This is a genomic window from Bradyrhizobium sp. CCBAU 25338, assembly GCF_028128965.1.
In the GTDB taxonomy this organism is placed as follows: Bacteria; Pseudomonadota; Alphaproteobacteria; order Rhizobiales; family Xanthobacteraceae; genus Bradyrhizobium; species Bradyrhizobium liaoningense.
This window is the reverse complement of sequence record NZ_LFKY01000035.1, coordinates 99837-121873: the sequence shown is the minus strand read 5'-3', so window position 1 is coordinate 121873 and position 22037 is coordinate 99837. Positions and strand designations below refer to the sequence as shown.

20 protein-coding genes are annotated in these 22037 nt (G+C 63.6%); 17 read left to right on the top strand and 3 right to left on the bottom strand.

Features of this window, described 5'->3' with window-relative positions; all coding sequences use genetic code 11:
* Positions 1–80 precede the first annotated feature (80 nt).
* Positions 81–698, top strand: a complete 618-nt coding sequence (gene grpE, locus ACM42_RS15775) for a nucleotide exchange factor GrpE (protein WP_271528783.1) — start codon at positions 81–83, stop codon at positions 696–698.
* A 147-nt stretch (positions 699–845) separates the two neighbouring features.
* On the opposite strand, the gene ACM42_RS15770 is transcribed toward grpE, so the two are convergent.
* On the bottom strand, positions 846–1787 hold the full coding sequence (locus tag ACM42_RS15770; protein WP_271528782.1) for a hypothetical protein: 942 nt from the start codon (positions 1785–1787) through the stop codon (positions 846–848).
* Between the two features lie 395 nt (positions 1788–2182).
* On the opposite strand from ACM42_RS15770, the gene dnaK reads away from it, so the two are divergent.
* The 13 genes from dnaK to ACM42_RS15705 all read left to right on the top strand — a co-directional run bounded on the left by dnaK (position 2183) and on the right by ACM42_RS15705 (position 16773).
* Positions 2183–4084, top strand: a complete 1902-nt coding sequence (gene dnaK / locus ACM42_RS15765; protein WP_025033017.1) for a molecular chaperone DnaK — start codon at positions 2183–2185, stop codon at positions 4082–4084.
* 245 nt (positions 4085–4329) lie between these two features.
* Positions 4330–5466 (top strand): molecular chaperone DnaJ, encoded by a 1137-nt coding sequence (gene dnaJ, locus ACM42_RS15760; RefSeq protein ID WP_271528781.1) that lies wholly within the window; start codon positions 4330–4332, stop codon positions 5464–5466.
* A gap of 88 nt (positions 5467–5554) precedes the next feature.
* A complete protein-coding gene (locus ACM42_RS15755) occupies positions 5555–6154 on the top strand; it encodes a class I SAM-dependent methyltransferase (RefSeq protein ID WP_271528780.1) in 600 nt (199 codons plus the stop codon).
* A 170-nt stretch (positions 6155–6324) separates the two neighbouring features.
* Complete coding sequence (locus ACM42_RS15750; protein ID WP_271528779.1) at positions 6325–6903, top strand: NADPH-dependent FMN reductase; 579 nt, start codon at positions 6325–6327, stop codon at positions 6901–6903.
* Between the two features lie 6 nt (positions 6904–6909).
* Positions 6910–7620, top strand: coding sequence for an orotidine-5'-phosphate decarboxylase (pyrF, locus tag ACM42_RS15745; protein ID WP_271528778.1), 711 nt, complete (start codon positions 6910–6912; stop codon positions 7618–7620).
* 18 nt (positions 7621–7638) lie between these two features.
* Entirely contained in the window at positions 7639–7944 is a 306-nt protein-coding gene (locus tag ACM42_RS15740) for a DUF1330 domain-containing protein (RefSeq protein ID WP_271528777.1), read from the top strand.
* Between the two features lie 378 nt (positions 7945–8322).
* Positions 8323–9624: a calcium-binding protein gene (locus ACM42_RS15735; protein WP_271528776.1), complete on the top strand. Its 1302-nt coding sequence runs from the start codon at positions 8323–8325 to the stop codon at positions 9622–9624.
* A gap of 175 nt (positions 9625–9799) precedes the next feature.
* Complete coding sequence (locus ACM42_RS15730; RefSeq protein WP_370117086.1) at positions 9800–11485, top strand: type I secretion system permease/ATPase; 1686 nt, start codon at positions 9800–9802, stop codon at positions 11483–11485.
* Positions 11482–12846 carry an HlyD family type I secretion periplasmic adaptor subunit gene (locus ACM42_RS15725; RefSeq protein WP_271528774.1) on the top strand — a complete coding sequence of 455 codons (1365 nt, stop codon included), beginning with the start codon at positions 11482–11484 and terminating at the stop codon, positions 12844–12846. The genes ACM42_RS15730 and ACM42_RS15725 overlap by 4 nt, the downstream gene beginning before the upstream one ends.
* A 46-nt stretch (positions 12847–12892) precedes the next feature.
* Complete coding sequence (locus ACM42_RS15720) at positions 12893–14086, top strand: helix-turn-helix transcriptional regulator (protein WP_271528773.1); 1194 nt, start codon at positions 12893–12895, stop codon at positions 14084–14086.
* Positions 14087–14127: 41 nt separating this feature from the next.
* Positions 14128–15171 (top strand): M23 family metallopeptidase, encoded by a 1044-nt coding sequence (locus ACM42_RS15715; RefSeq protein WP_271528772.1) that lies wholly within the window; start codon positions 14128–14130, stop codon positions 15169–15171.
* Between the two features lie 139 nt (positions 15172–15310).
* Entirely contained in the window at positions 15311–16126 is an 816-nt protein-coding gene (gene dapB, locus ACM42_RS15710; protein ID WP_271528771.1) for a 4-hydroxy-tetrahydrodipicolinate reductase, read from the top strand.
* 23 nt (positions 16127–16149) lie between these two features.
* Positions 16150–16773, top strand: a complete 624-nt coding sequence (locus tag ACM42_RS15705; protein WP_061023579.1) for a 2,3-bisphosphoglycerate-dependent phosphoglycerate mutase — start codon at positions 16150–16152, stop codon at positions 16771–16773.
* A 116-nt stretch (positions 16774–16889) separates the two neighbouring features.
* On the opposite strand, the gene ACM42_RS15700 is transcribed toward ACM42_RS15705, so the two are convergent.
* Together ACM42_RS15700 and ACM42_RS15695 are read right to left on the bottom strand one after the other, a co-directional pair.
* On the bottom strand, positions 16890–17786 hold the full coding sequence (locus ACM42_RS15700) for a bifunctional helix-turn-helix domain-containing protein/methylated-DNA--[protein]-cysteine S-methyltransferase (RefSeq protein WP_271528770.1): 897 nt from the start codon (positions 17784–17786) through the stop codon (positions 16890–16892).
* A 54-nt stretch (positions 17787–17840) separates the two neighbouring features.
* Positions 17841–18374, bottom strand: a complete 534-nt coding sequence (locus ACM42_RS15695; protein WP_271528769.1) for a DUF2244 domain-containing protein — start codon at positions 18372–18374, stop codon at positions 17841–17843.
* A 22-nt stretch (positions 18375–18396) separates the two neighbouring features.
* Here ACM42_RS15695 and nth point away from each other — a divergent pair, with 22 nt between their 5' ends.
* The 3 genes from nth to ACM42_RS15680 all read left to right on the top strand — a co-directional run bounded on the left by nth (position 18397) and on the right by ACM42_RS15680 (position 22026).
* Positions 18397–19149, top strand: coding sequence for an endonuclease III (gene nth, locus ACM42_RS15690; RefSeq protein ID WP_271528768.1), 753 nt, complete (start codon positions 18397–18399; stop codon positions 19147–19149).
* 134 nt (positions 19150–19283) lie between these two features.
* Complete coding sequence (locus tag ACM42_RS15685; protein WP_271528767.1) at positions 19284–20411, top strand: HlyD family secretion protein; 1128 nt, start codon at positions 19284–19286, stop codon at positions 20409–20411.
* Complete coding sequence (locus ACM42_RS15680; RefSeq protein WP_271528766.1) at positions 20398–22026, top strand: MFS transporter; 1629 nt, start codon at positions 20398–20400, stop codon at positions 22024–22026. The genes ACM42_RS15685 and ACM42_RS15680 overlap by 14 nt, the downstream gene beginning before the upstream one ends.
* The last annotated feature ends 11 nt before the right edge of the window (positions 22027–22037 follow it).

Below are 22037 nucleotides of genomic sequence, written 5' to 3'. Positions count from 1 at the left end.
TCACGGGCGCTTGATTTTCGCAAGCTTAGGCACGATATCCGGGCCAACAATCCCTGGAAACGAGTTCGAGATTAGAGCCGATGACCGATCGAGACCGGCAACCCGAAGACACGGCTGCAGCGACCGGCGAGCCCGTGGTGTCAAAGCCCTACATCATGCCCGACGATCCCGAGCCCGGCTCGGTCGAGACGGTGCAGAAGGAAGCCGCCGAGGCGCGCGACCGCATGCTGCGGACGCTGGCCGAGATGGAGAATCTGCGCAAGCGCACCACCAAGGAGGTCGCCGACGCCCGTCTCTACGGTATCACCGGCTTTGCCCGCGACGTGCTCGACATCGCCGACAATCTTCAGCGCGCGCTCGATGCCGTTCCGGCCGAAGCGCGTGCCGCGGCCGATCCCGGCCTGACCTCGCTGATCGAGGGCGTCGAGCTCACCGAGCGCTCGCTGCTCAACGCGCTGGAAAAGCACGGCGTGAAGAAATTCGATCCGCAGGGCCAGAAGTTCGACCCGAACTTCCAGCAGGCGATGTTCGAAGTGCCCGATGCGTCGGTGCCGTCGGGCACCGTGGTGCAGGTCGTGCAGGCCGGCTACACCATCGGCGAGCGCGTGCTGCGCCCGGCGCTGGTCGGTGTCGCCAAGGGCGGTGCGAAGGCAGCCCCCGCCGCCAACAACAATGAATCGAACGGCGCGCCGAACTGATCGATCCTCATGGTGAGGAGGCGCCAAGCGCCGTCTCGAACCATGTAGGCCCCGGCAGTTGCGGCTCGGCCTTCATCCTTCGAGGCGCGCGCGAACAAGCGCGCTCCTCGAGCGAAGGAGGGAGCGCATCTCGCTTGCGGATGCAAGCTATCCCTTCGGCTGGATGCCGTCGCGGACGGCGCGGAAGCGGGTGAAGGCGGGCAGCCACTGGTCGCGTGGGGCGCTGGCGATGATGCGCAATGATGCGCCGCCAGTTGAGAAGCGGATCCACTGCACCACGGTCACAGGGATCTTGTCCTTGCCGCTGACGCCATCGATCCGGGTCTCGAAACCCTGCTGGCCGTTGATGCGAATCGGCTCGGACATGGTGATGCGCGACTCGCGCACGCCGGGAATCTGGAGCGCCGCCTCCTGGGCGAAGCGGGCGCGGTCGTCGGCGGCTTGCGGGGTGGCGCCGATCACGCCGAGAATCATGAACGGCTTCGACTCGTAACCCGTGCTCTCATCGCCGTCGGCGAGGATGATGCTGCTGCCCGGCGCGAGCGTTCGGATGTCCTTGAAGTTGGCGAGATCGGTGATCTTGAACGGCATCAGCGCGATCTGCTCTTCAGCCGAGACCTGCCTGCGGGTGACGGCGCTCGCAAACATCTGCCGCACCGCTTCATCCGTGTAGATCTTGGTCGCATTCTCCGGGATCTGCACCGCGACATAGCCGGAGAAGCCGGCGCCGGGCACGATCATCGAATAGCGCTTCACCGGGGTATCGCCGGCCTTGCCGCTTTCGGTGGTGAAATAGGCGAGGCCTGCGGGGCTCTCGATCTTGTCTTGCGTGACGCCATTGGTCCCGGCGGGATTGGAATTGAAGGCGCTAACGACCTCGCCATAGGCCGCCGGCGGCAGTTCGGTGACCAGCACCTTGACGCTGCCATCCTCGCTCTCGAAGCCCGGAAAGGTCTTGGCCGTGCTGAGGCCGATCAACGGCACCATGCCGAGGCGCAAGCCAGGTGGGAAAACGGCGTCGGCGGCGAGGGCCGGAAACGCGGAGGCGGCGAGGAGGGCCAGCGCGGCGAGGGGGCGGATCAGCTTCATGGGCACTCTGATTGGTTCACATTGAGGCCGTTCGATGGTCGGCCGCCGGGCCGCTTTGTCGCGCGAAGCAGCTACGCCGGCTGTCCGGCCGGTTCGCCTTTTAGCGGGTTTGGCCTTGCCGCAACAGGGCCGGGCCTGTCGCGGCCAGCGGGGGCTTGCCGAGGCCCGAACCTGTTAATAATTCCTCACCCGCAAGGGCGGCGGAGCCCGGACATCATCTTTCAAAACCCGATGTTTTCGCGGCAGAAACGTAGCTTCGGTCCTTGCGGGCCCCTCCCCCCCTCCTATATGAGCCTCAATCATCGCAATATCGCGGATGTTTGATCTTAGGGGGTTTCGGTTCGGGTGCCTTCTGGGCCCAGCCAACCTGCCGCAAAAAGAAGGGTATCAGGACCATGGGAAAGGTCATTGGGATCGACCTCGGCACCACGAATTCGTGCGTCGCCGTGATGGATGGCAAGAACGCGAAAGTCATCGAGAATTCCGAAGGCATGCGCACGACGCCTTCGATCGTCGCCGTGACGGATGACGGCGAGCGCCTCGTCGGCCAGCCGGCCAAGCGCCAGGCCGTCACCAATCCCGAGCGCACCTTCTTCGCAGTGAAGCGCCTCATCGGCCGCCGCTACGACGACCCGATGGTCGAGAAGGACAAGAAGCTTGTCCCGTACAAGATCGTGAAAGCCTCCAACGGCGACGCCTGGGTCGAGGCCGACGGCCAGACCTACTCGCCCTCGCAGGTCTCGGCGTTCATCTTGCAGAAGATGAAGGAGACCGCGGAAGCCCATCTCGGTCAGAAGGTCGATCAGGCCGTCATCACCGTTCCCGCCTACTTCAACGACGCCCAGCGCCAGGCGACCAAGGACGCCGGCAAGATCGCGGGCCTCGAAGTGCTGCGCATCATCAACGAGCCGACCGCGGCCGCGCTCGCCTATGGCCTCGACAAGACCAAGGCCGGCACCATCGCCGTGTACGACCTCGGCGGCGGCACCTTCGATATCTCCATTCTCGAAATCGGCGACGGCGTGTTCGAGGTGAAGTCGACCAACGGCGACACCTTCCTCGGCGGCGAAGACTTCGACATGCGCCTCGTGGGCTATCTGGCCGACGAGTTCCAGAAGGAGCAGGGCATCAACCTGCGCAACGACAAGCTCGCGTTGCAGCGCCTGAAGGAAGCCGCTGAGAAGGCCAAGATCGAGCTGTCCTCGACGACGCAGACCGAGATCAACCTGCCGTTCATCACCGCGGACCAGACCGGCCCGAAGCATCTGACGATGAAGCTCACCCGCGCCAAGTTCGAGGCGCTGGTCGACGACCTCATCCAGAAGACGGTCGAGCCCTGCCGCAAGGCGCTGAAGGATGCCGGCGTTACCGCCGGTGAGATCGGCGAGGTCGTGCTGGTCGGCGGCATGTCGCGCATGCCGAAGGTCCAGGAAGTCGTGAAGCAGCTGTTCGGCAAGGAGCCGCACAAGGGCGTCAACCCGGACGAAGTCGTGGCGATCGGCGCCGCGATCCAGGCCGGCGTGCTCCAGGGCGACGTCAAGGACGTGCTGCTGCTCGACGTGACCCCGCTGTCGCTGGGCATCGAGACGCTGGGCGGCGTGTTCACCCGCATCATCGACCGCAACACCACGATCCCGACCAAGAAGAGCCAGGTGTTCTCGACGGCTGAAGACAATCAGAATGCCGTCACCATCCGGGTCTTCCAGGGCGAGCGTGAAATGGCGGCCGACAACAAGATGCTCGGCCAGTTCGACCTGATGGGCATCCCGCCGGCTCCGCGCGGCATGCCGCAGATCGAGGTGACCTTCGACATCGACGCGAACGGCATCGTCAACGTCTCGGCCAAGGACAAGGCCACGGGCAAGGAGCAGCAGATCCGCATCCAGGCCTCGGGTGGTCTGTCGGAAGCCGACATCGAGAAGATGGTCAAGGACGCCGAGGCCAATGCCGAGGCGGACAAGAAGCGCCGCGAGGCCGTGACCGCCAAGAACGAGGCCGACGGCCTGGTGCATTCGACCGAGAAGGCGCTGGCCGAGCACGGTTCGAAGGTCGCCGAGAGCGAGCGCCGCGCCATCGAGGATGCCGTCAGCGACCTCAAGGAAGCGCTGAAGGGCGACGATGCCGAGGCGATCAAGGCCAAGACGCAGACGCTGGCGCAGGCTTCGATGAAGCTCGGCGAGGCCATGTACAAGCAGCAGGCCGAGGCCGACGCCAAGAAGGATGCGGCCAAGGACGACGTCGTCGATGCGGAGTTCACCGAAGTCGACGACGACAAGAACAACAAGAAGTCCGCCTGAACCCCGAGAGGGTGATGATGCGGACGGCTTGGACCCCACACGCAGTGCCGGCCTCCTCCTTCGCGGGGGAGGCCGTCGTGTCGGGGCGGGCGGGCAAGGCGCCCACAATGATCGATCAATTCCCAGCCGTTATTCTCAGCGCTGCCCTGCTGCCCTCTGCCGCAAGGTCGAAGGGCGCCTATATCGTTGCGTGGCAACGTTGTTTCGCCCCAACTTGAATCGCGATTGGATAGACCGAGCTCAGCATGTCCACGTCCACCAAGCGCTGCTATTACGAGACCCTCGAAGTCGAACGTGATGCCGACGAATCCAGGCTGAAATCGTCATTCCGCAAGCTGGCGATGAAATTCCACCCCGACCGCAATCCCGGGGATGAGACCAGCGAAGTCAAGTTCAAGGAAATCAACGAGGCGTACGAGGTCCTGAAGGACAAGGACAAGCGCGCCGCCTATGACCGTTACGGCCACGCCGCCTTCGAGCAGGGCGGCGGCTTTGGCGGCGGCGCCGGCTTCGGTGCGGGCTTCGCCTCCTCCTTCTCGGACATTTTTGAAGACCTGTTCGGCATGGCCGGACAGCGCGGCCGCGGCGGCCGCGAGCGCGGCGCCGACCTGCGCTACAACATGGAAATCACCCTCGAGGAAGCTTTCGGCGGCAAGACCGCACAGATCGAGATCCCGGTCTCGGTCACCTGCGAGGCCTGCTCGGGCATCGGTGCCAAGGCCGGCACCAAGCCGAAAACCTGCTCGACCTGCGGCGGCGCCGGCCGCGTGCGGCAGTCGCAGGGCTTCTTCACGCTGGAGCGGACCTGTCCCGGCTGCCAGGGGCGCGGCCAGATGATCGAGGACGCCTGCCCGTCCTGCGCGGGACAGGGCCGGGTCACCCGCGAGCGCACGCTATCGGTCAACATTCCGCAAGGCGTCGAGGACGGCACACGGATCAGGCTCGCCGGCGAGGGCGAGGCCGGGGTTCGCGGCGGCCCGCCCGGCGACCTCTACATCTTCCTGTCGCTGGCCCAGCACCAGTTCTTCCAACGCGACGGCGCCGATCTGCATTGCCGCGTGCCGATCTCGATGGTGACGGCCGCGCTCGGCGGCGAATTCGAGGTGCCGACGATCGAGAAGGCCAAGACCAAGGTGAAGGTGCCCGCCGGAACCCAGTCGGGCCGCCGATTCCGCATTGCATCAAAGGGTATGCCGGTGCTGCGCTCGCGACAGATGGGCGACATGTATGTTCAGGTCGTGGTCGAGACCCCGCAGAATCTCACCAAGAAGCAGCAGGAATTGCTGGCCGAGTTCGACAAGCTCTCCTCCGGCAACACCCAGCCGGAATCCGAGGGTTTCTTCGCCAAGGTCAAGGATTTCTTCGGTAATCGGGCGAGTTGACTCGTCTTGACCGTACCGCCTTCGGCCTATACGTCTTTATGACCATTTTCTGACACGCCGCGGTCCCGCGGTCCCGTCCGGTCCCAACATGCCATTGCCATCGTCCGCGCGTGCGTTGAAGAAGCCTCGACTCGATGACGAGGTGCGCTTTCTCAGGTCGTGGATCGAAAAGCCACTGCACATGGGCGCGGTCATGCCGTCAGGCAAGCTGCTGGCGCGGACCATGGCTCATTACGTCGATGTCGATTCGGACGCACCGGTGGTCGAGCTCGGACCCGGCACCGGCGCCATCACCTCCGCGCTGATCGAGCGCGGTGTCGACCAGAAGCGTCTCGTCCTCGTCGAATACAATCCCGGCTTCTGCGCGCTGCTGCGCGACCGCTACCCACAAGCCAAGGTGGTGCAGGGCGATGCCTATCGCCTCCGCGACACGCTCTGGAATGTCTTGAGCGCGCCGGCTAGCGCGGTCGTCTCGGGCCTGCCGCTCGTCACGAAACCGATGCTGACACGGCTGCGGCTCATTCGCGACGCCTTCGCCGCGCTCGCGCCCGGCGCGCCCTTCATCCAGTTCACCTATGCGGTGGTGCCGCCGATCCCGAAATCGCTGCACGGCGTGTCCACAGAGGCCTCGGAACGGATCTGGATGAACCTTCCGCCGGCCCGCGTCTGGGTGTATCGCAAGGACTAGTCTGTCGCCACAATGGTGGCGCGCTCCCTCTCCCGCTTGCGGGGGAGGGTTGGGGTGGGGGTTGTCTCCGTGATGGAGATACTCTCCGATTGGAGAAAGCCCCCTCCCGCCGCGCTTCGCGCGCCGACCTCCCCCGCAGGCGGGAGAGGTGGAACGGAGTTCGCCGCTCGATGTCCGCGCCCAAGATCCTGATCATTCCCGGCTCGCTGCGCACCGGCTCGCACAATGCGAAGCTGGCAGCGGTCGCCGCGTATGAATTCGCTCAGGCTGGCGTCGACGTCACCCGCATCTCGCTGGCCGATTTTCCGCTGCCGATCTACGACGGCGATCTCCAGGCCAAATCCGGCGTGCCCAAGCACGCCATCAATCTCAAGCGCATGATCGGCGCCCATCACGGCGTCCTCATCGTCTCGCCCGAATACAACGCCTCGGTGCCGCCGCTTCTCAAGAACGCGATCGACTGGGTCAGCCGCGTGCACGAGCTGCACGAGGCGCGCGGCGAGGTGTTCCGCAACCGCGTCTTCGCGCTCGCCGGCGCCTCGCAGAGCCGGCTTGGTGCCGCCCGCGCGCTCCAGGCCTTACGGCTGATCCTCTCCTCGTGCCACGCCAATGTGATTGCCAGCCAGCTCACGCTCGCCTTTGCCGACCAGGCCTATGACGATATGGACAGGCTGAAGAATGAGGGCGATATCGCCGCGTTGAAGGAGCTGGTAGCGCAGTTGATCGACGTTTCCCAACGCATGATGTGAGGTGACATGACGCCAGCCGAGATCGCCCCCAAGGACCGCCTGATCGTCCCGCTCGATGTGTCGAGCCCGGAGGCTGCCGAGGCGATGGTCGCAAGGCTCGGCGACAGCGTCACGTTCTACAAGATCGGCTATCAGCTCGCCTATGCCGGCGGCCTGCCGCTGATCGGCAAGCTCGCCGACAGGGGCAAGAAAGTGTTTGCCGATCTCAAGATGCACGACATCGGCAACACCGTGATGCGCGGTGTCGAGAGTGTCGCCAGGCTGGGGGCGACCTTCCTCACCGTCCACGCCTATCCGCAGACCATGAAGGCGGCGGTCGACGGGCGTGGCGGATCGAGCTTGAAGATTCTCGCGGTCACGGTGCTGACCTCATACAATGACGACGACCTGCACGCGGCCGGATATCGGCTCGGCGTCTCCGAGCTGGTCGAAGCGCGCGCACAGCAGGCACAGGTGCTCGGCATCGATGGACTCGTCTGCTCGCCGGAAGAGGTGGGTGCCTTGCGCAAGATCGTCGGTCATCAGATGAGCCTCGTCACGCCTGGCATCCGTCCGGCGGGCGCACCGACCGGCGACCAGAAGCGCGTCATGACGCCGGGTCGTGCGATCGCGGCGGGCGCCGACTATCTCGTCGTCGGACGGCCGATACTCGAGGCGTCCGATCCCAAGGCGGCGGCCGATGCAATCCAGGCCGAGATCGTGCAAGCGCTCAGCTAATCAACAAGGGAGAGAACAATGGCAAAGGGCTACTGGATCGGGCGTGTCGACGTGAGCAACGACGAGGGCTACAAGCCCTACGCCGTCGCCAACGGTCCGATCTTCAAGAAATGGGGCGGCCGCTTCGTCGTCCGCGCCGGCAAGTTCACCACCGTCGAAGGCGCCAGCCGCACCCGCAACGTCGTGATTGAATTCCCGGACTACGAGACCGCGCTCGCCTGCTACAACTCGCCGGAGTACCAGGCCAACATCAAGGTGCGCCAGCCGCACTCGGTTGCCGATCTCATCATCATCGAAGGCTATGACGGCCCGCAGCCGTCGTAAAAACGAACGCGCGGTCGTCTACTACTTGTGAGTGTAGGCAGCTGATCAGCGAGTGCCCTCGCCTGAGCCGCTGGCTCGCCAAATTGTGGCGAGATCGGCGGCGGGGCAAATCCCCGCCGGATGTCGCCGAGCGGTTCCAGGACTTTGCCTGGGAGATTCGCCGCTCCACCTGCGCCCGTCGCGCCAATCACTTAGCATCTTCGCAAGGATTCTTTTGTCCCCAAATGGGGATTGCGACGCTGCCTAATTTTCATTCAAGGTTGCTTTTCTCGAACTGTACAACAGGGACGATGTGAGGTCACCAAGCGAAGCACCACGTCCCTCATCTGAGGCAAGCCTACCCGCATCACGAAAACCTTGAATCAAGGAGCGGAAATCATGGCACTCATCAATGGAACGGCAGGCGACGATATCCTTCCTGGAACGGCAGCTGACGACGAGATCAACGGGCTGGCTGGCAACGATACGATCACCGGGCTAGACGGCAACGACGTCGCGAACGGAGGCGCGGGTGACGACAACATCGATGGCGGCGCTGGCGACGACACTCTGAATGGCAATGCTGGTGTGGATACGATCGCCGGCGGCGATGGTGACGATACCATCAGCGGCGGTGCCGGAGATGACAATCTTTCGGGCAATGCTGGCCTCGACACGATCCACGGCAACGCAGGCAATGACACGATTGATGGCGGCCTGGGTAACGATCAGCTCTTTGGTGACGCGGGCGCCGACTCCATACTCGGCGGAGATGGCGATGATGCCATCCACGGCGGCGCCGGAGCCGACACCCTTTCGGGAGACGCAGGCAATGATACGCTGAATGGCGATGCCGGCAGTGACACGCTGAGCGGCGGTCTCGGAGACGACACGTTGAACGGAGGTATCGGCGACGATGTCGTCAACGGCGACGAGGGCAATGACACGCTGAACGGCGGTCTCGGAAACGACACGCTGAACGGCGGCGCCGACGACGACGTCTTGAATGGAGGCGCCGGCAATGACACGCTGAACGGCGACGCTGGCAATGATACCATGAATGGAAACGCCGGAGCCGACCTTATGGATGGCGGCGCCGGTACCGACACGATGTTCGGCGACGCTGGAGACGACACCATGTCGGGCGGCGCCGGAGATGACACCATGAATGGTGGTGACGGCGCGGACGAGCTCAGCGGCGGCACGGGCAATGATACGCTGAACGGCGATGCGGGCGACGATACGCTTGCCGGCGGCGACAACAACGATACGCTGGACGGCGGAGACGGAGCCGACGCGCTCGCGGGCGGAAATGGCAACGATACGCTCGCCGGCGGCGCAGGCGATGACGAGCTCAATGGCGGTAACGGCAACGACGTCCTCGACGGGGGTGCGGGAGACGACGTGCTGACGGGTGGTGCGGGCGCCGACACCTATAATTTCGGTGACGACACCGGCACCAGCTTCGGTGATGACCAAATAACGGATTTCAGTCTCACCGGTGGTGACCTGATACAAGTCGATGCTGCGCCGGGATTCGATCCGAACTCGATCGTCGTCGACGACGATGGCACCAATACCGTGCTCGACTTTGGCTTCGGAACGATTCAGCTCGACGGCGTCACGGGAGGCGCAACGCCATTCACGACGATCGACGACATCAATGTGGCTGCGGGAGCCACGGTCATCGAAGTCGTGTGAGGCCAGTTCGGCGGGGCGGCTATCGGTCCGCCCCGCCGTTGCATTTCTGCAATCTGTACCAGTCAGTCGGTAACATTGCCTGCCGGTCATGTATTTGCGTCCGCCCGAGAGTCCAGCGACTGGGAAGAGATCGCTGCTCGGATTGATTCCGGGGCGGTCAGCAATCGTGTGGGTCGTGGCCTTCAGCATCTCGGTGAACCTGCTGCTTCTGGTCGTTCCCTTCTATTCGATCGAGGTGTTCGACCGGGTGATCAGCAGCGGCAGCGTTGAAACGCTTGTCGGTCTTACGATCATCGCTGCAGCGGCCCTCGTCTTTAGCGCGGCTTTCGATATCTTGCGTAGCCGGCTCCTCAGTCGGTTCGCCGTTGGCTTCGAGCGGTCTGTCGCTCCAGTTGTTCTCGAAGGCACCATCGTGGACGCGGCGAGTCGCGGCGATGGGAGGACGCACGATCTCGTCAAGGTCCGTGAGTTGAGGACCTTCCTGTCAAGCGGCACCATTACCACGCTCATCGATGCGCCTTTTCTCCCTGCCTTCATTCTCATTCTCTTCTTCCTCCACGCTTGGTATGGCGCCATTGCTCTGGTCGGGACGGCAATTCTGCTGGTGATGGGCATCGTCAGTCGCCGGATCGCGCGCACCGAAACTGCCGACGCGTCGGGAGCCGCCCTGCGGACGCAGGCTGCCCTGGACGGGATCGTCCGGCATGCCAGCCTCGTGCGCGCGATGGGGTGGACTCTCGGCGCGGTTCGCGAATTCATGCGGCTCAACGATCAAGCAATGTCGCCCGTTGTTCGAGCCAGTGAACGTGTCTATGCGATTGGCGCTGCCGCGCGCATGATCAGAACGATCCTGCAGATTGCCGCGATCGGAGCGGGCGCCTGGCTGGTTCTTCAAAATGAGGTGCTGTCGGGAAGCCTGATTGCGAGTTCATTGCTGGTGGCGCGCACGCTCCAACCCATGGAAGGCCTGATCTCGGCCTGGCGCGCGCTCGCATCCGCGCAGGAGGCTTGGACACAGGTCCAGGCCGCCGCTGCGCCGGTGTTGGCGCGAAAGAGAAAGACCTTGCTTCCGATGCCGTCCGGCAGGGTGGTCATCGATCGCGTGGCTTACCGGCCACCTGGAGCCAAACGCCCCATTCTCGCAGGTATAAACTTCGAGTGCCGCCCCTCACAAATCGTAGTTGTCATAGGTCCAACGGGAGCTGGGAAATCGACCCTGCTGCGCCTGATGGCGGCCCTGGATCAGCCGAGTAGCGGAACGATCCGACTGGATCATGCCGCTCTCCATAATTGGGATGCGGAACAGCTCGGCAAGTTCGTCGGATATCTTCCCCAGGACGTGCAGCTTGTTGGCGGTACGGTCGCAGAGGCGATCGCCGGATTCGACGAAAACGCGCGCGACGAAGACATAACCGCGGCAGCGATGCTCGCGCAAGCGCACGACATGATCCTGTCCATGCAATCTGGCTATCAGACCGAGATCGGGCGTGACGGCAGCAGGCTCTCGGGTGGTCAGCGTCAGCGGATCGGCCTTGCGCGAGCGTTTTTCGGCGACCGCAAGTTGATGCTGCTGGACGAACCAAATGCCAACCTCGACCCGGACGGCGAGGAAGCGCTCTGCTCCGCGGCTTTGCAAGTCAAAGCGCGCGGCGCGACGCTGGTCATCGTGACGCACAGGCCTCGCCTACTGACGATTGCAGATGCCGTATTGCTGCTTAGAGATGGCACGCAGCTCGCGTTTGGTCCGCCCAACAAGGTTCTGCCCCTCCGCATATCTGAGGTCACGCCGATAGCGAAGTCGACCGACGTCCATCGCGAAGGACAATCCCGCGTGCTTAGGACCGGAGGAGCAGGTCGATGACGTCGCAGGGTCATGGTCGCAACGTCGTCATTTCCCGTCATGTGGTGACCGGCGATCGCTGGGCAACATTCAGCGAGCCACGCTCCGACATGCGACGCATCGTGGCGTGGGGGTGTGTGTTGCTCATTCTGCAGTTCTGCTGCATCGGCGTCTGGGCGACCACCATTCCGCTCCGCAGCGCTGTCGTGGCGTCCGGCTTCATCAAGGTGCATTCAAAGCGCAAGGCCGTGCAGCACCTCGAGGGAGGTATCATAAAGTCGATCCTGGTCAGAGAGAACGATCGTGTTCAGGCTGGCCAAGTTATTGCGCGGCTCGATACCACGCAGATCGAGGCGATGCTCGGTTCGCTCGAGACAAAATTGTTTGCGGACCTTGCGATGGAAGCGCGATTGGCCGCCGAACAGGCCGGCGAGAAGACAATACGATTTCCGGATGAACTGCGAACGAGCTCTGCTCCGGCCGCAGGCATCGCCGTTCTAACCCAGCGAGCCGAGTTTGCGGCACGGTTGACGGCGATCGACGGTGAGCGAAAACAGATTGATCAGCAGATGCTGCAATCGGAGGATATCATTCGCGGCCTGGAGGGCGACACGAATGGGGCAGAGCAGCAACTTGCCCTTCTGAAAGAAGAAATCGCGGATACGAGTTCCTTGCTCGCCAAGGGGCTCGCGCGGAAGCCGCGTTTGCTGGCTCTGCAGCGCAGCCAGGCTGAGACGGAAGGGCAGATCGCCCGCAATGCAGCATCAATCTCGCAGGCCCGAACAAAGATCGCCGAATTGGACGATAGGCGTCGACAGTTGGAGCTAAATCAGAAGCGGGACATCGCAAAGCAGCTGCACGCCACCAGCGAAGAGATTGGCGGTCTTCGACATCGAATTGCCGCGTTGCGCGATCAGCTTGCTCGATCCGAACTGCGTGCACCTGAAAGTGGAAAGGTCGTCGGCCTCAACAGCAGGGATCTCAGTGCCGTGCTTGCGCCCAGGGAAACTCTTCTGGAAATCGTACCGCTTCAAGATCGGCTTGTGATTGAGGCAACGCTGAAGCCGACGGATAGGCAAGAGGTTTACGTTGGTCAGACGGCGCGCGTGCGCGTCCTCGCATTGAACATCCGCCGAATACCGATGCTGGATGCGAAACTCGTTGCAGTTGCCGCGGATGCGCTGAATGACCCGAAGACGGGCGTCGCCTCCTACATGGCGGAACTCGAGCTAAACACCACTACGCAGACGGCATATTATCTTTCGTCATTATTGCCTGGAATGCCCGTCGAGGTGTTCGTCGAGACGGGAGAAAGAACCTTTGCGGAGTATCTACTGCAGCCTATGGTGCTGCGGATCAACCGCGCTTTCAGGGAGAGTTAGGCTGCTGGTGCAAAAGCCGGCGGCATCGTTATTGCGGGAGGAGCGCTTGCACGAGAATGGCAAGGTACTGCCCCACTGGCAGAATGGAGTCGGTTTCTACCCCAAGGAGAGCGCACGCTCGGCGATCGATGCCGAGGGTCTGGTAGAACGATTTGCGAAACCTGTCGACCTGAGCGTCGGCCACATGGCGATGGAGTATTTTGGTAGGGGGATTGCGGAGCTCCTTGAATGCCGCAGCTGCTATATTGCGGCGGCAATGCGTCGAGCTTCCGGCCAACAACTGCTACAGGCGCGGATCGGGCAGGCAACCATCGATCCTTCGTGCACGGCCATGGTGGCGCGACTTGCTCTCAAGGGTGCCAGTATAGGTTGCACGCTGCTCGAACCGGTCCATATGCGCACCACTTTCGTGCGAAAGCTGATCGGGCCCGAGCCGGATATGAAAGGTCATTCCGTGATAGGAAGGTTCGCCGCTTGCGAGGGCGTAACCGTCGTCTTTGTCGCGGGATGGCGTCAATCGGGACTTACGCGGGCTGAGGTTCCATGCCTCGTGCGCGCGGTGCGTGCGATCTGGGAGACCGCCCATGATCTGGTGCGATTGCAGCAGCGCCAGGAAGATGCGGCGACCTGGCTCGGAGTCTTGGCATTTCCTGCGCTCATCGTCGACGAAGATCTTCGCGTTCACGAAATCAACGGCAGCGCGCAAGCGCTGATGGCCACGGGCGAACTCCTCAAGGCGAATGGAGACAAGTTGGCCGGGCATAACAGTTCGGTGACGGCCGCCTTGAAGGAGGCGATTCGCGAATCATTGAGTTCGCGCACCGATCGGGAGTGGCTGGATACAACCGTGCCTCTTTCAACCGAGCGCGAGCGGTTTGCCTTCGCCAGAATCGGAGCTGCGCCGCCGCCCTGTGATCCCGGAAAAGCGCTTGTCATCGTGCCGCAGTTCGATGAGGTGTCGGGAGCGCACCGTATTGCGGCGGCCTTCGGCTTGAATTTCGCGGAAGAGCGGATCGTCACTCGGATCCTTCAAGGCAAGTGCCCGCGAAAGATCGGTGCTGACCTCCGACTAACCGAGGCAACGGTGAGAACCTACACCAAGCGTATAATGCTCAAATTGGGAATCAACCGGCAATCCGAGTTCTTTGTGCTTCATCATCTCACGCAATCGCCGTTCGGCTCGGGCCTGCGCGAGAAGTCGGTCCGCCACCTTGCGTCCGCCTCTCGGTTGAGCGGATAGGTGCAATATTTGGAGAGGCCTGATCGACGACTTCAAGATCGATGTTCGAAGCGAACATGATGACACCAACCCGTCCGCTCGCAACAACCCCATTCCTTCTTTCGCCTGTGATTGTGGTCCTTGTGCTCGCAGTCCCTGGAAATGCCCTTGCCGAACGCATCCAACTGGGGATGCCGATCGCCTGCGAGCCCGGCAGGACGTGCTACATTCAGAATTATACGGATCGGGACTCATCTCCGGCAGCAAGGGACTACAAGTGTGGCACGCTGACATACGATGGGCACAACGGAACTGACTTTCGGCTCCCCTCGCTGCAGGCCCAACGGATTGGCGTTGACGTTCTCGCCTCCGCAAGCGGACGCGTTGTTCGAACTCGGGAAAATCTGCCGGACGGTGCGTTTCACAAATCCGCGCGCGAGGCTGTTCGTGATGTCGAATGTGGCAATGGCGCTTTGATCGAACACGAAGACCATTGGGAGACGCAATATTGTCATCTGGCAACGGGCAGTCTTCGGGTGAAGCCCGGCGATTCCGTCACACGAGGGCAGCCGCTCGGCCGAGTAGGTCTATCGGGTTTGACCGAATATCCTCACCTCCACTTCACGGTCCGGCACAACGGTTCGATCATAGATCCTTTCGCTTACGGCTCGAGCCCGGAGTCGTGCGGTGGAGGAGAGATGCTCTGGGATCCCGCACTACAGGCGCGGCTCCGCTATCAAGAAAGGGCCGTTCTGAACACGGGTTTTGCGAGTGCCCCGGTGACGATGGAATTCATCGAGGATGGAAGAATGGATGCGGAATTGCCATCTGCGACATCGGCGGCAATTGTCGCTTTTGTCCGTATCATCGGTTTGAAATCAGGCGACCTTCAGCGACTCGTCGTCAGCAGTCCGTCCGGCAAGGTGATTGCCGAGAACCACGCAGCGCCCGTCGAGCACAATAAAGCGCAAGCTTTTCTATTCACGGGTCGTAAGCGCCCCGCCAATGGCTGGGATCCGGGCACCTACAAGGCGGAATATACCGTTGAGCAGGCCGGCCAGGTCGTCTTGAGAGAACTCTGGGAACTCCCGGTTCAATCGCGTTGATCTGATGTTTTCCTTTGGTCTGCGGAGAGACCGCAATTGGCCGCCCGTCGCTAAAACTCCTCGTCCGCGCATCCCGCCAGTTCCATCGGTTGCTCAAACCGCCCGCGACCGGTATTAGGGCCATGGAGAGGATCACACCATGTCCGACATGCGCTTGATTGTTGCAGGAGCCGGAGGCCGGATGGGCCGGGCGCTGACGCGGGCGATTGCCGAGAGCAAGGGCGCGGTGCTGGCGGGCGCGCTGGAGGCGCCGGGCTCGGAGTTGCTCGGCAAGGATGCCGGCGTGCTTGCAGGCTTGCCGGCCAACGGCATCAAGCTCTCCGCCGATCTCTGGGCAATGTCCAAGGATGCCGACGGCATCCTCGACTTCACCGTCCCCGCGGCGACCATCGCCAATGTCGCGATCGCCGCCGAGCGCGGCATCGTCCACGTCATCGGCACGACCGGACTGTCCGGCTCCGACAACGCGGTGATCAAGAGCGTCACCAATCGCGCCGTCGTGGTGCAGTCGGGCAATATGAGCCTCGGCGTCAATCTGCTCGCCGCCGTGGTCAAGCGCGTCGCCAAGGCGCTCGACCAGAGCTTCGACATCGAGATCGTCGAAACCCATCATCGCATGAAGGTCGACGCGCCCTCGGGCACGGCGCTGATGCTGGGCCAGGCCGCAGCCAGCGGCCGCGGCGTCACCCTCGATGAACATTCCGAGCGCGGGCGCGACGGCATCACCGGCGCGCGCCGGCCGGGTAATATCGGTTTCGCCTCCTTGCGCGGCGGCACCGTGGCCGGCGATCACAGCGTCAGCTTCCTCGGCCCGTTCGAGCGCCTGACGCTGTCGCATCAGGCAGAGGACCGCATGCTGTTCGCCCATGGCGCGCTGAAGGCGGCGCTGTGGGCGCACGGCAAGCAGCCGGGGCACTACTCCATGGCCGACGTGCTCGGCCTCTCCGACATCTGAGCGAACCTAACGGAAAGCAGTCAATGAGCGAACGTCTTCTCGTGCTCGTGCGCCACGGCCAGAGCGAATGGAATCTGAAGAACCTGTTCACGGGCTGGAAGGACCCCGATCTCACCGAGCTCGGTGTGAACGAAGCCAAGGAGGCCGGCCGCAAGCTGAAGGCACAGGGTCTCGTGTTCGACGTCGCCTTCACCTCGGTCCTGACGCGCGCGCAGCACACGCTGGATCTCATCCTCGCCGAGCTCGGCCAGACCGGTCTGCCGACCTCGAAGAACCTCGCGTTGAACGAGCGCGATTACGGCGATCTCTCCGGTCTCAACAAGGACGATGCGCGCAAGAAATGGGGCGAGGACCAGGTGCTGATCTGGCGCCGTTCCTACGACGTGCCGCCGCCGGGCGGCGAAAGCCTGAAGGACACGCTCGCGCGCGCGCTGCCCTATTACGTGCAGGAGATTCTGCCCGCCGTGCTCAACGGCAAGCGCACCCTGGTTGCCGCCCACGGTAACTCGCTGCGCGCGCTGATCATGGTGCTGGAGAAGCTCTCGCCGGAGGGCATCCTGAAGCGCGAGCTCGCCACCGGCGTGCCGATCATCTACCGCCTCAACGCGGATTCGACGGTGGCCTCGAAGCTGGATCTGGCGGGCTGATAGACGTTGTCATTCCGGGGCGCCCGAAGGGCGAACTATGGTGCGCAATTGCGCGCCTGAGAATCTCGAGATTCCGGGTTCAGTGCTGACGCACTGCCCCGGAATGACGGTGATCCTCACTGCAGTCCCAGCTGCCCCGCTTCCCAGCCCAGCATCGCCTGCTTGCGGGTGATGCCCCAATGATAGCCGGTGAGCGTGCCGCCCTTGCCGAGCGCGCGGTGGCAGGGCACGACGAAGGAGACCGGGTTCTTGCCGACCGCGGCGCCAACGGCGCGGGAGGCCTTCGGGCTGTTGATGTTGCAGGCGATGTCGGAATAGGACACCGCGCGTCCCATCGGAATCTTCAGCAGCGTCTCCCACACCCGCACCTCGAAATCGGTGCCGATCAGGACCACGCGCAGTGGCTGATCCGGCCGCCACAGTTTCGGGTCGAAGATGCGCGCTGCGAACGGCGCGGTGCCTTCGTGATCTTCCACATAGCTGGCCTTCGGCCAGCGCCGCGTCATGTCGGCGAGCGCCACCTTCTCCTCGCCGTGATCGGCGAAGGCGAGGCCGGTCAGGCCGCGATCGGTGGCGATCACGATCGCGGTGCCGAACGGCGAGGGATGGAAGCCGTAGCGCAGGGTGAGGCCGGCACCGCCGTTCTTCCATTCGCCCGGCGACATCGCTTCGTGGGTGACGAAGAGATCGTGCAACCGCCCCGGGCCCGACAGGCCGGAGTCGAGCGCCGCGTCAAGGATGCTGGCGGAATCCCTGAGCAGGTTCTTGGCGTGGTCGAGGGTGAGCGCCTGCATGAAGGCCTTCGGTGTGATCGAGGCCCAGCGGCGGAACAGATGGTGCAGCTCGTCCGGCGTGACGCCGGCGGCATCCGCCATCGCCTCGATGGTCGGCTGCGCGCGCCAGTTCGCCGAGATGAAGGCGATCGCCCGGCGCACCGAATCATAGTCGCGCAGCGCGGCGTTCTGGGTGCCCGGCTTGGTCAGGAGCTGGTCATGTATCGCGAGGGTCATCATGACCGGAAATGTAGGAGAAGGGCTGGCTCGAAACCACCCGATTTCCGACTGTACTCAGGTCACCGGATTATAGGTCGGGCCACGCCGCGCGGCGTTCAGGGCTCCGACCAAGGCATTGTAAAAGCTTGTCTTTTCTTCTGGTCCGAGAAAACCGGCGATGAGCAGCCGGCGGCCGCGCGAGATCAGATAGAGGTGCTCGATGCCGTATTCCTCGTCGATCTCCTGGTCGAGCCGGACCCAGAGCGGATTGAAGGTCCATTCGGCAACCTGGCCACGATGGCTGACGCGCCGCACGCGTAGTTCCGACGGCGTCACCACGATCTCCTCGCTGGCCCGCGCCGCGCGGAAATTGACCTTGAAGGCCCACCAGATCACCAGCACGTCGAGACCGAAAAAGCCGAACACCGGCCAAGCGCCCATCATCAGGAAGGCGAGGCCGGTGACGAAGCTGACGACGCTCAGGAACAGCATCACGGCGAGAAAGCCTGTGCGGTTCAGCGAGCGGTGCGGCGTCAGCAGCGCGGAGAAGATCTGAGGCTCGTCCTCGCTCTCAGATCGCGCGCACTCAATTTCGTTGCCTGTGCTCATCGTCCATCAGTATATCCCGATCATGGCGAAAATCACCCGCAAGCCGGCCCCACGTAAAGCGGCGGTGCCGAAGAAAAAGGCAAAACCGGTCGCGACCAAACCGAAAGCGCCCGCGCAGAAATCGCTCAGAGCCGCAAGACCCTGGACGCCGGCTGAGGTCCACGAGGTCTTCAGCCGCTTCCGCAAGGCCAATCCGGAGCCGAAGGGCGAGCTCGAGCACGTCAATCCGTTCACGCTGCTGGTTGCCGTTGTGCTGTCGGCGCAAGCGACCGACGCCGGCGTCAACAAGGCGACGCGCGCCTTGTTCGAGGTCGCCGACACCCCGCAGAAGATGCTCGAGCTCGGCGAGGAGCGCCTGCGCGAGTACATCAAGACCATCGGCCTCTACCGCACCAAGGCGAAGAACGTGATCGCGCTGTCGGCGAAGCTGCTGAGCGAATTCGGCGGCCAAGTTCCGCGCACGCGTGCCGGGATCGAATCGCTGCCCGGCGCCGGACGCAAGACCGCGAACGTCGTGCTCAACATGGCCTTCGGCGAGCACACCATGGCGGTCGACACGCATGTCTTCCGCGTCGGCAACCGCACCGGACTTGCGCCCGGCAAGACGCCTCTCGAGGTCGAGCTCGGTCTCGAAAAGGTCATCCCGGCAGAGTTCATGCTGCATGCCCATCATTGGTTGATCCTGCACGGCCGCTATACTTGCCTCGCACGCAAGCCGCGCTGCGAGGTGTGCCTGATCAACGATCTCTGCCGGTGGCTGGAGAAGACGGTGTGATTTAATGACCGTCATTCCGGGACTGTCCGAAGGACCGGGTCCGGAATCTCGAGATTCCGGGTTCGATGCTACGCATCGCCCCGGAATGACAAGGCGGGATTTGTGTTTTAGCGGCGCCGGGTTGAGGTGATCTCGTGAGTCAACAAGAACAGAACGCACCACCCGCATCACCGGCCCCACCGCCGAAGCCGACACAGCGGCCGGCCACGCCGCTCTGGAGCCGGCTCGCGATCCCGCTGTTCGCGGTCATCGTCGCGCTTGCCTTCGTGGCGCTGGCGACGCTGCGCTTCGACGAGTGGGTCGGCAATGCGGTGATCCAGACCACCAATGACGCCTATGTGCGCGCCGAGCTGACGCGGCTGTCGAGCCGCGTCTCGGGCGAAGTGCTCAGCGTGGGGGTCACCGATTTCCAGCGCGTCAAGGCCGGCGACCTCCTGATCCAGATCGATCCTGCCGATTACGAGGCGCAAGTCGCGCAGGCCGAAGCTGCGGTCGCCGCGGCGCAAGCCGCGCTCGACAATCTCGCCAACCAGATCGAGCTGCAATATGCGACGATCGCGCAGGCGCAGGCCGCGCGGTTGTCTGCGGAGGCCATGGAGGTCGAGGCACGGCAGGAGCAGGAGCGCCAGCAATCGCTGTCGCAAACCGAGTCCGGCACGCGCCAGCGCCTCGAGCAGGCGGTCGCCGCTTACGCCAAGGCACAGGCCGACGTGCGCGCGAGCCGCGCCGTGATCGCGGCCCAGCAGCACCAGCTCGAGGTCCTGCAGGGTACCAGGAAGCAGCGCGCCGCCGATGTCGAGGCGGCCAAGGCGACGCTGGCGGGTACGAAGCTCAAGCTTGGTTACACGAAGATCACCGCGCCGTTCGACGGCGTTGTCGGCGAGCGCCAGGTGCAGCCCGGCGATTACGTCAATATCGGCACCAACCTCATCAACGTGGTGCCGTTGCCCAAGGTCTATGTGATCGCGAACTACAAGGAGACCCAGCTCACGCACGTGGCACCGGGCCAGCCGGTCGAGATCACCGTCGACAGTTTCCCGCGCGAGAAGCTGCGCGGCAGGGTCGAGCGCATTGCGCCGGCGACGGGTGCACAGGTGGCGCTGCTGCCGCCCGACAACGCAACAGGCAATTTCACAAAGGTCGTGCAGCGCATTCCCGTGCGCATTCAGTTCGACGAAAACCAACCGCTGCTGGCGCGGCTGGTGCCGGGCATGTCGGTGGTCACCAGCATCGATACGAAGGCCGCGAATGGCCGAAAATGACGATGCCAGCCGCGAGCCGCTCTCGCGCGGCGGCGTCGCGCCGCAGCCCCTGTTCGCCGTCGCGGCGGTGCTGCTCGGCTCGTTCCTCGCCAATTTCGACAGCCGGCTGACCACGGTCGGCCTGCCGGACCTGCGCGGCGCGTTCTCGCTCGGCTTCGACGAGGGCGCCTGGCTCTCGACCGCCGGCATCGGCTCGCAGATCTTCATCGCGCCTGCGGTGGCCTGGCTTGCCACGGTGTTCGGCCTGCGCCGCGTGCTCGGCATCCCCAGCCTCGTCTATGCCGCCGTCTCGTTCATCATTCCGTTCGTGCATGACTATCCGACATTGCTCGCGCTCAGCGTCGTGCATGGTCTTCTGCTCGGCACCTTCGTGCCGGCGACGCTGATGATCGTGTTCCGCAATCTGCCGATCCGCTGGTGGCTGCCGGCGATCTCGATCTATGCGATCCGCGTCGGCTTCGCGTTGGACACCTCGACCTCGCTGGTCGGCTTGTATGTCGACCATCTCGGCTGGCAATGGCTGTACTGGCAGGGCGTGGTGATCGCGCCCTTGATGGGCCTGATGGTCTATCTGGGCACGCCGAACGAGCCGGTGAACCGCGCGCTGCTGCGCGAGGCCGATTGGGGCGGCATGCTGCTGCTCGGCGCCTCGGTGTCGATGACCTATGCAGGGCTCGACCAGGGCAACCGGCTGGACTGGCTCGGTTCCGGCACGGTGATGGCACTGCTGGCCGGTGGCGCGGCGCTGTTTCTGGCCTTCCTCGTCAACGAGTCCCTGGTGCGGAAGCCCTGGGCACATGTCAACGTGCTGTTCTCGCGCAACATCGGCTTGGGACTGGTCCTGATCCTGCTCTACACGCTGACCAGCCTGTCCAATGCGTCGCTGGTGCCGAACTTCCTCGCCACCATCGCGCTGCTCAGGCCCGAGCAGAGCGGCCTCTTGCTGCTCACCTGTGGCGCGTTGCCGATGTTCGTGCTGGTGCCGGTCTCGATCTGGTTGCTGCGGCATTTCGATACGCGGACGGTGGTCGTCGTGGGCTTTGCCTGCTTCGCCGCGGCCAATCTCTGGGGCACCCGGCTCAGCCACGACTGGGCGCGCGAGGACTTCGTCGGCATCGTGCTGCTCCAGGCGATCGGGCAGTCGCTCACCTTGCTGCCGTTGATCATCACGCTGCTCTCCAACTCCGATCCCAGCCGGGCCACATCCTTTGCCGCCTATATCCAGATCATGCGTCTCGGCGGCGCCGAGATCGGCGTGGCGCTGATGGGCACCTGGCTGCGCGTGCGGGAGCAGGTCCATTCTTTCTATCTCGGCCAGAACCTTGCGGTCGGCGATGTCGATGTAGTGGAGAGGCTGAAGCAGCTCGCCGATCACTTCGCCGCCCATGGCACAGGAACGGCGCAGTCGCGCGCGGTCGGCACGCTGGCGGGCATCGTGCAGCGCGAGGCCAATGTGCTCGCCTATATCGACGGCTTCTGGCTGTGTTTCTGGCTCGCGGTGATCGCACTCGGCATCGTCGCGCTGGTCTCCCGCGCGCCGACGGGTCCCTTCACACCGGCGCCGTTCGGCTTCGCCAGGATGCTGCTGCGAAAGTGTGGTGTGCGGGCCGCCTGAATGCGGTGATG